The organism is Rhizobium ecuadorense, assembly GCF_001187535.1.
Lineage (GTDB): Bacteria > Pseudomonadota > Alphaproteobacteria > Rhizobiales > Rhizobiaceae > Rhizobium > Rhizobium ecuadorense.
Genome location: NZ_LFIO01000299.1, coordinates 1 through 9,984 on the forward strand (window position 1 = coordinate 1; position 9,984 = coordinate 9,984).

The window sequence follows — 9,984 nt, forward strand, 5'->3', positions numbered from 1 at the left end:
CCACCGGCTACCGGTGAGGTGATCCATGGAAACTTACACTGCAATGAGACACTTCTCCGACAGCTGGGGCCTCCTGGCAATGGCCGCATTCTTCGTCGGCGCGGTCATGCTCACCCTTCGCCCAGGTAGCAAGCAGACGGCCAAAGATGCCGCCGATATTCCCTTGAAGGACGATTGAGATGTCGCAAAAGCATATCGATGAACTGAGCGGCGTCGAAACGACGGGTCATGAATGGGACGGCATCCAAGAGCTCAACAATCCCATGCCGCGCTGGTGGATCTGGACCTTCTACGTGACGATCCTCTGGGCGATCGGCTACGCCATCGCTTACCCGGCCATCCCGATGATCACTTCCGCCACTAACGGCTATCTCGGTTATTCAACGCGCGCCGAGCTGCAGCAGGACCTCAATCTCGCTAAGTCATCGCAGACGGAGTTCCATGACCTGATCGCTGCCAAGACAGTGGAGGAGATCGACGCGGATCCTGCTCTTCGTAAATTCGCGATCGCTGGCGGCGCATCCGCTTTCAAGGTGAACTGCGCGCCCTGCCATGGATCGGGAGCGAGCGGCGGTCCGGGGTTTCCGAATCTCAACGACGACGACTGGCTGTGGGGCGGGGATCTGAATGCCATCCAGGCCACGATCTCTCATGGCATCCGCTTCGACGGCGATACGGATAGCCATTCCTCCGAAATGCCGCCCTTTGCCGGTGTTCTGGAGCCCATCCAGATGAAGCAGGTCGCCGCCTTTGTCTGGGGGCTGACCAATACGCCCTCGGATGTCGGTCTGGCGGCGGCCGGAAAACAGGTTTTCTTCGACAATTGCGCCCCATGTCACGGCGAGGACGCCAAAGGAAAGGTGGAAATGGGTGCGCCGGATCTCGCCGACGCAATCTGGCTGAAGTCGCGGGGTGAAGACGCCATCCTTCGTCAGGTTGCCTCTCCCAAACATGGCGTAATGCCTGCCTGGGCAGCGCGCCTGGGGGACACAACGGTAAACGAGCTTACTATTTTCGTTCATGCGCTCGGCGGCGGCACGTAAGGAGAAAAGACATGACAGCCCACGACCGCAATCCGATCCTCCCTCTCTACGGCGCGCCGCGTGCTGTTATCCGATCGCGTGTCTCAGCCCGCGCCCAACAGATGCCTGCGTCTTCGGAGCAGGACGACCCGGCAAAAATCGGCAATTCGATGGTGAGTTTGATCTGCCTCAAAGACCACAAGCAGACGAGCCGATAGTTTCAGCTCCTGTGGAGGACGTCCCAGCGGTTTCTCCGCCGCTGTCCTCCGGCCACGCCCTTACTCTGGGGCGTGGCCTTTTCGCTTCTGCACGGTCGTTCTTGATCTGCATCAAGGAACGGATCCGCCACGGCTGGGAAAAGAGTGGTGAAAATCGGACAGGTCCTATGAATCTCTATACCCGCCCTAATCTAAATGACATTGACCACGTTCGCGTCGAACCCGTCAACGCCCGGCGCAACCGCCAGTCTCTCTATGCGCCGCGCAAGAAGATCTTTCCGAAACGAGCCGAAGGGCCCTTTCGCCGGTTCAAATGGGTCTTGATGCTGCTCACGCTTGGCACATATTACCTCGCGCCGTGGATTCGCTGGGACCGCGGTCCCTATGCGCCCAATCAGGCAATCCTCGTCGACCTCGCCTCGCGGCGCTTCTTCTTTTTCTTCATCGAGATCTGGCCGCAGGAATTCTACTATGTGGCGGGCCTGCTCGTCATGGCGGGCTTCGGCCTCTTTCTCCTCACCGCCGCTGTCGGCCGCGCCTGGTGTGGCTATGCCTGTCCGCAGACCGTCTGGGTCGATCTCTTTATCGTCGTCGAACGCGCCGTCGAAGGCGACCGAAACGCTCGGATGAAGCTCGATGCCGACCCCTTCACTTTCGACAAGCTCAGGAAGCGGGTGATCAAGCACGCGATCTGGTTGCTGATCGCCGTCGCCACGGGCGGAGCATGGATCTTCTATTTTGCCGACGCGCCGAGCCTGGCGGCTTCACTGTTTGACGGCAGCGCTCCTGCCGCTGCGTATGCCACGATCGCCACCCTGACCGCGACGACCTATGTGCTTGGCGGCCTCATGCGCGAACAGACATGCACCTATATGTGTCCGTGGCCGCGCATTCAGGGCGCGATGCTGGATGAGAATTCGCTTGTTGTCACCTACAACGACTGGCGGGGCGAGCAGCGGTCGCGCCATGGCAAGAAGGCTCAGGGTCTGCCGGTGGGCGATTGCGTGGACTGCAATGCCTGCGTCGCCGTCTGCCCGATGGGGATCGACATCCGCGACGGCCAGCAGATGGAATGCATCACATGCGCCCTCTGCATCGACGCCTGTGGCGGCGTCATGGACAAGCTCGGGAAGCCACACGGCCTGATCGCCTATGCGACGCTCAAGGAATATTCGAGCAACATGTCGCTTGCTACTGACGGAGGACGGACAGCCATCCAGCCCTCCAATGTCCGAAACGACGACGGAAGCTTCATGCCAGCTGTCCGGAATTTCGACTGGCGCATCATCTTCCGCCGAAGAATTGTCTTCTACGGTGTCGTCTGGGCATCGATCGGCGTCGCCATGGTCGTCCATCTCGCCTTACGCGATCGGCTCAGGCTCAACGTTATCCACGACCGGAACCCTCAATATGTTCTGGAAAGCGACGGCTCCATCCGAAACGGCTACACGCTGCATGTCCTCAACATGGTGCCGAAGCCGCGGGACGTGACCATCACCCTCGTCGGGCTGGAGGGGGGCACAATGCGCATTCCCGAGTTCGGCAGGCAGGATGCCCGCAGCTTCACCGCTCACGTCGAACCCGACGCGGCCACGACGCTCAAGGTCTTCGTCACGCGCGCCCCAGACGGGGCAGAGATCAACGAATTCCTCTTCGTCATCGAAGATATAGGTCAAGACGCAGGTCAAGCCGACCGGGCGAGCTATCGCGCCGCGTTCAACGCGCCGGGAGACGTGAAATGAAGACTTCTACTCAGGGCTTTACCGGCTTGCACGTGCTGCTTGCCACCTCGGCATTCTTCGCCGTAGTGATCGCCGTAAACGCCACCATGGCCTTCTATGCTGCGTCCAGCTGGAGTGGCATCGTCGTGGAAAACACCTATGTGGCCAGCCAGGAATTCAACACCAGGGCGGCAGCGATGAAGGCAATGGCCGCCTCCGGCGTCGAGGGCGCGCTCGTCGTTAAGGGCATCCAAATCCGTTACGACATCCACGACAAGGCCGGCACGCCTGCGATCATCGATGATGTCACGCTGAACTTCAAACGGCCCGTCGGCGATCATGAGGATTTCCGCGTGACGCTCCGGAAGACGGGCGAAGGGCGGTTCGAAGCCGATCACCAGGTTGTCGCCGGCGACTGGATCGTCGAGGCCATATCGAGAATGAACGGGGCGGTCGTCATGCATGAGGCCAAACGCTTCGACACCGCGGAGTTCCGCCAATGACCTGCTGCTCGATGGATGCGGAAAGCGTTCTCGGCCTCAGCGCGACATCCGCCAGCGCCGAGGAGGTATGCCTTGCAAGCCACCCGCTCGGGGCAGGGTTACGCCAGATCGACCTCAGCGTACCCGACGTCCACTGTGGCGGCTGCATATTGACCCTCGAAAAAGCGCTGTCGGCGCTTGCGTTCGTCAGGAAAGCCCGGGTCAATCTCACCGCCCGGCGTGTCACCTGCGTCTATCAGGAAGAGATCGAGGCGAAGGCGACCGATCCCTCCGAAATCCTCGCCGCGATCACCTTGGCCGGATACCGCGCCCATCTCATCACGTCGACAGCACCCGAAACCGACAGGATCCGGAACCAGCTACTGCTGGCGATTGGAGTTTCCGGCTTTGCGGCCGCCAACATCATGATGCTCTCGGTGTCGGTATGGTCGGGCGCCGATGCGGCCACGCGCGACATGTTTCACTGGATCTCGGCGATGATCGCGGCGCCGGCGCTGATTTATGGTGGACGCTTCTTCTTCAAATCGGCCTGGAGCGGGCTCAAGCGTAGGCGCACCAACATGGATGTTCCGATCTCGCTTGCAGTGACGCTGTCCTATGCGGTCTCCCTATGGGAAACCATGCACCATGGCGAACATGCCTGGTTCGACGCGTCGGTGTCTCTGCTGTTCTTCCTGCTGATCGGCAGAACCCTCGATCATGTAATGCGGGAAAAAGCCCGCGCCGCGATCAACGGGCTTGCCAGACTGGCGCCGCGCGGGGCGCAGCTGATGATGCCGGACGGGTCGCGGCACTACATCCCGGTCGAAGAGATCGCCGTCGGGGATAACATCGCGATTGCCGCCGGCCGACGCATTCCCGTCGATGGCATGATCGTCAGCGGCGAGAGCGATGTTAACCTCTCCATCGTCACCGGTGAAAGCAGCACGGTCGCCGTCGCCGCAGGCAGCGCGCTGAATTCGGGTGCGATGAACCTGACCGGTTCGCTCGTCCTGCGGGCGACCAAAGTGGCAAGGGATTCGCTTCTTTCCGAGATCATCGGCCTGATGGAAGCGGCCGAGGGCGGCAGGGCTCGTTATCGCCGGGTCGCCGATCGCGCCGCAGCACTTTATTCTCCCGCCGTGCACCTGTTGGCGCTGGCCTCCTTTCTCGCCTGGGGCTTGCTTGGGGGCGATTGGAAACAGGCCATGCTGGTCGCGGTCGCGGTGCTGATCATCACATGCCCCTGCGCATTGGGCCTTGCTGTACCGGTGGTCCAGGTGGTCGCCGCCGGCGAACTTTTCCGCAGGGGCATCGTGGTGAAGGACGGTTCGGCGCTCGAAAGACTGGCCGACGCGGACATGGTGGCCTTCGACAAGACCGGCACCCTGACGATGGGCCGGCCCCGCCTCGTCCGAAGCGACGCGATCGCGGGCAATAGCGCCATCGTTTGCGCAATGGCGGCGCATTCACGGCATCCGCTTTCCCAGGGTCTGGTGCGGGACATAGACATCTCTTACCCCTTCGCCTTCGACAGGGTCACGGAAATCGCCGGCGGGGGGCTGGAAGCCTGGAAAGGAGCGGACTTCTATCGGCTCGGCAACCGGGCCTTTGCCTGCGGAACCGGGCTCACGCCCGCGGGCGATACTCCGTTTTCGGAGGTGGTCCTGTCGAAAAACGGCGTCGATCTCGCCCGTTTCCTGTTTGACGACACGCTTCGTCCGGGCGCCGCCGAGGCTTTCCGCCAGCTCGCTGCAGCCGGTATCGAAACGCTGATAGTATCCGGCGACAGGCAGGCCGTCGTCGACAACACAGCGCGGGCTCTCGGTATCGGCAAAGCTCTGGGCGACCTGGCGCCGAAACAGAAGGTCGAGGAACTCCAGAGGCTGGGCGCCGAGGGCTATCGTGTGCTCATGGTCGGCGACGGGATCAACGACGCACCGGCGCTGGCCGCCGCGCAGGTCTCGATGGCGCCCGCAACCGCATCCGACGTCGGCAGGCAAGCTGCCGACCTTATCTTCTTCAACGATCGTCTCGATGCCGTTCCTGAGGCAATCGCCGTTGCGCGAAGATCCGCCAGCCTCATTCGACAGAACTTTGCTCTCGCCATCGGTTACAACGTGCTTGCGGTACCGATCGCAATCGCCGGCCTGGCAACGCCGCTGATAGCGGCGGTGGCCATGTCGAGTTCGTCGATCATCGTCGTGACGAATGCGCTGCGATTAAATGCCTTCGGCAGGCGCCCCGGCCTACGGAGCGAGCCGCTTGCCGGCGGACGTGCGGAAGTTGAAACCACATGAACATGCTGATCTATCTGATGCCGATCGCACTGCTGATGGGGGGAATGGGTCTCCTGGCGTTCCTCTGGTCGCTGACGAGCCGCCAGTACGACGACCTTGAAGGAGCAGCTTGGCGAATCCTCGTCGAGGACGAAACCGATTGCAAAAGACCTTGAACCGCTCACGGCCGAAACGAAAGGAAGATCGATGCTATCGAGACATCCCATACTTTTGCGATCTGACCTGTTTCACGGCCTGGACAAAGCAAGGATAGAAGAACTGGCCGACACGGCTCAGTTCCAGATCTTCGCACCGGACGAGCGGATTATCGCCGAGGGCCAGCAGGCGTCGTTCGTCTATTGCGTGATGCGCGGCTTCGTGCGACTTTCGAAGTCGGAATCCGCGGGGCGCCAGGCAGATATCTGCATCTGCGAACCGGGCGAGACGTTCGGCGAATATCTCCTGTCGGGAGGCGGCTCCTACACCTACAGCGCATGGTCCGCCGACGGCGCAGAGGTCGCGTTGTTCGACCTTGTGGAGTTGCGGGCGCTTGCCGACCGGGACCCCGTCATGCGTCGCAACGTGATGCGCATCATGGCCCGGCATCTGCTCGGTGCCATGGATTGCATAGCGGGAGACCGGCTGCACACGGCTGCACAGCGTGTTGCGAATTACCTCGTCAGCCGCTGCCCGGCCTCAGCATCGCAGGCCACCTTTCGCCTGCCTTACCGGAAGAGAATTCTGGCCGGCAAACTGGGGGTTGCGCCCGAAGCCCTTTCGCGGGCTTTCGCTGCCCTCGGTCCTGCAGGGGTCGAAGTCAGAGGCAGGGTCGTCGTGGTCGACAGCGTCGACCTGCTGCGGAAGGCGTGCTGACCTCGGGGTAGGGCGATAACCGCGCCGGAATTCGACCGCCGTCAATGTGGCGATCGCTTGCTCCGTTATGGCCAGGCGCAAAATGTACCAGGACGTCATGCTCATCGGGATTGTTCTTGTCATCTCGACTGTTTTCATCGCTTGCTTCAGGCCTTGTCCGCATCAACGGTGGCGCTGACGACACATGCGGATACCGTCGGACTGGCGGGCTTAATAGGGAAGTGCAGACGAACGTTCGCAACGAGCACCAACATGCGACGGAGAGCGTCCGGCGTTATTCTTCGAGGAGCAGGGCCGTCGCGAGATAACCCATGCTGATGGTGCTTGCGAAGAGGTAGATGAACAGGCCCTGCGCGAGATAACTCTCAACCGTGCCTGCCGCGGCAAATCCATTTTGCCAAACGAAGAAGCCCACGGCGGATCCAATTGCGAACCCCGTCGCCAAACGCGTGAGCATGAACCTGATCATGCGAGGCATGGCACCACCTCAGACTTACTCATTACAAATGGCCGGGCAACGGGAATGGTGGCTGGCCAATTGAGTTTTGTCAACGACTGGCGCAAGCCGTCATGCAAGCAGCGGCGGGAGCCGGAGACTACAACAGTGCATCTTCTGTCTTTCGCAGCCGGCGTTATCACGCCTGCGAATGCGTCGAGGCTGAGGGAGTTGCGAGTTGCAAGGACGATGCGCGCTAAGGACCTAGCGCGGCGGCGGCTTCTGTGGTCGAGCGGTTTGCCAGACGTGTCGGGATGCGGGAATAAAGAACGGCTCCGGCCACGCCCACGACCGCATAGAGCACGAACATCAGCTTGATGGCAATCTGTCGACCAAGCCCGACGAACGCCCTCGCATCAGGCAGGGCGTCGGCTAAGGCGCCGACGAGGCTGTGGCGCGCGAACGTCCTCGTCCCATCGGAATCGCCGACGTGCGAGCTTGCTATGCCAATGATGCGGGTCGAGCGCGCGGTGCCGTTTCCACTCACCGAAGGCGCCCAATAGCTACCCTTCACAACAATGATCCAGCAAGCCTTTGGACGCGCTAGAGCAAGTCCTGCGATCGATGAATCGATTGTGATGTGACGGCGTCCATCGATGCTGATTCAAACATCCACAGAGAAGAGGTGGATGATGGGACAAGCACTGAGCGATGATCTTCGAATACGGGTTTTGAAAGCGTCTGCGGCCGGCATGTCGGCTCGACAGGCTGCGGCTCGTTTCGGAGTTGGGATTTCGACGGCGATCCGCTGGTTTGCAAGAGCGAAAGAGGGTGAGTTAACTGCTCGGCCACAGGGCTGGAGACGACCTTCGGCAGTGGATGCACACGAGGAATTCGTTGTCGCGTTGATCAACGAGCGTAGGGATGTGACGCTCGATGAGATGGTTGAGCGCTTGTCCGTCGAGCGGCAGGTGAAGATCAGCCGCAGCGCACTTGGCGCTTGGCTTCGAGGCCGCGGATGGACCTTTGAAAAAAGACCGCCCACGCACTGGAGCAGGACCGGCCGGATGTCCTAAAGCGCCGGCGTGTCTGGTTCGACGGCCAACTGGATCTCGATCCAGAAAAGCTGATCTTCATCGACGAAACCGGCCTTTCGACCAAGATGGCACGGCTACGCGGACGTGCACTTCGAGGTGAGCGTTGCCGAGCTGGCGTGCCACATGGCCATTGGAAAACAACGACCTTTACCGGAGCGTTGCGCCTCACTGGGATGACCGCGCCGTTTGTCTACGATGGCGCCATGAACGGTAATTGTCTTCCTGGCTTACGTCGAACAGGTATTGGGGCCTACCCTGGAGATCGGCGACGTGGTGGTCATGGACAACCTACCGGCTCACAAGACAGCGGGTGTACGCGACGCCATCGAACGTGTCGGCGCCACGCTCATGTTCCTGCCCCCTTACAGCCCAGACTTCAATCCGATCGAGAACGCCTTCTCCAAACTGAAGGCGATGCTGCGAGGTCGGGCAGAGCGAAAGATTGACGCCCTCTGGGATGCAGTTGGCGCCCTGATACCCCGCTTCACCCCCGCAGAATGCGCCAATTGCTTCAAGGCTGCTGGATATGATCCGGATTGAACAGGATTTGCTCTAGACGCTAGGAGAGGATGCGCCCCCGCCTTGTCTCGTCGCGTGCTGCGCCCACATCGCGATCCAGTGAACACCTCTCCTCAATCCTGCGAGGGCGCCGAGAATTTGTTCAGCGGAGTGCCGGTTCATCAAGCCGGCTCATGCTCGGACGATTCATCAGTCAAGATCAAGCGAGTCGGATCTTTCAAGTCAAACTCAATAACACGTGGCACGAAGAGACGGGCATAGCGCGTGAAGGCGCTGGCCGGCGGAAAGCGAATTACCGTATCGCATCGGGCGAGAAGGTACATCTCTGTAAGAGCAGAGATACCGCCGTCCACTCCGAGCGATGCACTGTGTAATGGCCGGCCTGGGCCGCCTGAAAGCATTTCGGGATAGTGATTGATCGGGAAATACACCGAGTAAATGGTCCCGTACCTGCGCGCTGTCCGTACACAAGAAAACCATCACAGGGCGTCGATGCGGTATCGCTTTGGCCTTTTCGATGGCAGTGCACACTGACCTGCCACTGAGAATTTCCTCCAGAATGGATTAGAGTCCGGCCCATTGATCTGAACCCTTCAAACTGGACCAATTTTGGTTAGAGTTTTCCGGTGCATTTTCCTGGCTGGGAAAGGGACCAGAAGACGATGAAAGCGTCGCAGTTTTCGGACGCTCAGAAGGCGTTCATTCTGAAGCAAGGTGATGAAGGCGTGTCGGTTGCTGAAATCTGCAGGAAGGCGGGGATCAGCCAGGCGACTTATTTCAACTGGAAGAAAAAATACGCGGGCATGCTGCCACCGGAGATGAAGAGGCTGAAACAGCTCGAGGACGAGAATTCGCGCCTGAAGAAGATCGTCGCGGATCTGACGCTGGACCGCGAGATGTTGCAGGATGTCATCCGCCGAAAGCTCTAAGGCCTGCTCGGAAGCGGGAGATGGTGAAAGGCATGTGCTGCGATTGGGCGATCTCGATCCGACGTGCTTGTGGAGCGTTGAACTTCGATCGATCAACTCACCACTATACCTCTCGCCGTGCTGATCAGGCCGGTCTGGAACGTCGTATTCGCGAGATCTGCGAGATCCGTGTGCGGTACGGCTATCGCCGCGTGCATGTGCTGTTGGAACGCGAGGGTTGGGGCACCAACATCAAGCGAACCTACCGCATTTACAGGGACTTGGGGCTACAGTTGCGGAACAAGACACCGAAGCGGGGGGTAAAAGCCAAGCTTCGCGAGGATCGGCACATGGCCGTCGGACCCAACGACGTCTGGGCGATGGACTTCGTTCACGACCAACTCGCAACGGGTAAGAAACTGCGCGTGC

Annotated in this window: 10 protein-coding genes and 3 pseudogenes; 10 read left to right on the top strand and 3 right to left on the bottom strand. The window is 60.4% G+C overall.

The window, feature by feature from the left end; genetic code table 11:
• Window positions 1–25: 25 nt before the first annotated feature.
• The 8 genes from AF337_RS06570 to AF337_RS06605 all read left to right on the top strand — a co-directional run bounded on the left by AF337_RS06570 (window position 26) and on the right by AF337_RS06605 (window position 6,595).
• Window positions 26–178 carry a cbb3-type cytochrome c oxidase subunit 3 gene (locus AF337_RS06570; protein ID WP_004674411.1) on the top strand — a complete coding sequence of 51 codons (153 nt, stop codon included), beginning with the start codon at window positions 26–28 and terminating at the stop codon, window positions 176–178.
• A 1-nt stretch (window position 179) separates the two neighbouring features.
• On the top strand, window positions 180–1,043 hold the full coding sequence (gene ccoP, locus AF337_RS06575; RefSeq protein WP_004674413.1) for a cytochrome-c oxidase, cbb3-type subunit III: 864 nt from the start codon (window positions 180–182) through the stop codon (window positions 1,041–1,043).
• Window positions 1,044–1,054: 11 nt separating this feature from the next.
• Window positions 1,055–1,240, top strand: a complete 186-nt coding sequence (locus AF337_RS06580) for a hypothetical protein (RefSeq protein ID WP_004674416.1) — start codon at window positions 1,055–1,057, stop codon at window positions 1,238–1,240.
• A 167-nt stretch (window positions 1,241–1,407) separates the two neighbouring features.
• The gene (gene ccoG / locus AF337_RS06585) at window positions 1,408–2,982 is read left to right on the top strand and encodes a cytochrome c oxidase accessory protein CcoG (RefSeq protein ID WP_004674417.1); all 1,575 of its coding nucleotides are present in this window, start codon (window positions 1,408–1,410) and stop codon (window positions 2,980–2,982) included.
• Window positions 2,979–3,464: a FixH family protein gene (locus tag AF337_RS06590; RefSeq protein ID WP_004674419.1), complete on the top strand. Its 486-nt coding sequence runs from the start codon at window positions 2,979–2,981 to the stop codon at window positions 3,462–3,464. The genes ccoG and AF337_RS06590 overlap by 4 nt, the downstream gene beginning before the upstream one ends.
• Window positions 3,461–5,743, top strand: a complete 2,283-nt coding sequence (locus tag AF337_RS06595) for a cation-translocating P-type ATPase (RefSeq protein WP_049731494.1) — start codon at window positions 3,461–3,463, stop codon at window positions 5,741–5,743. The genes AF337_RS06590 and AF337_RS06595 overlap by 4 nt, the downstream gene beginning before the upstream one ends.
• Window positions 5,740–5,898 carry a cbb3-type cytochrome oxidase assembly protein CcoS gene (ccoS, locus tag AF337_RS06600; protein ID WP_004674425.1) on the top strand — a complete coding sequence of 53 codons (159 nt, stop codon included), beginning with the start codon at window positions 5,740–5,742 and terminating at the stop codon, window positions 5,896–5,898. The genes AF337_RS06595 and ccoS overlap by 4 nt, the downstream gene beginning before the upstream one ends.
• A 31-nt stretch (window positions 5,899–5,929) precedes the next feature.
• A complete protein-coding gene (locus AF337_RS06605; RefSeq protein WP_004674428.1) occupies window positions 5,930–6,595 on the top strand; it encodes a Crp/Fnr family transcriptional regulator in 666 nt (221 codons plus the stop codon).
• A 274-nt stretch (window positions 6,596–6,869) separates the two neighbouring features.
• Here the strand turns inward: AF337_RS06605 and AF337_RS06610 are convergent, their stop codons facing one another.
• A complete protein-coding gene (locus tag AF337_RS06610) occupies window positions 6,870–7,073 on the bottom strand; it encodes a hypothetical protein (protein WP_004674430.1) in 204 nt (67 codons plus the stop codon).
• Between the two features lie 214 nt (window positions 7,074–7,287).
• Complete coding sequence (locus AF337_RS06615; RefSeq protein ID WP_018247218.1) at window positions 7,288–7,605, bottom strand: hypothetical protein; 318 nt, start codon at window positions 7,603–7,605, stop codon at window positions 7,288–7,290.
• A gap of 118 nt (window positions 7,606–7,723) precedes the next feature.
• On the opposite strand from AF337_RS06615, the pseudogene AF337_RS39850 reads away from it, so the two are divergent.
• Window positions 7,724–8,668 (top strand): annotated as a pseudogene (locus tag AF337_RS39850) (IS630 family transposase).
• Window positions 8,669–8,808: 140 nt separating this feature from the next.
• Here AF337_RS39850 and AF337_RS39855 read toward each other — a convergent pair.
• Window positions 8,809–9,184 (bottom strand): annotated as a pseudogene (locus tag AF337_RS39855) (nodulation protein NodZ); the annotation flags it as partial.
• 125 nt (window positions 9,185–9,309) lie between these two features.
• Here AF337_RS39855 and AF337_RS39860 point away from each other — a divergent pair.
• Window positions 9,310–9,984: pseudogene (locus tag AF337_RS39860) on the top strand (IS3-like element ISRel21 family transposase); the annotation flags it as partial.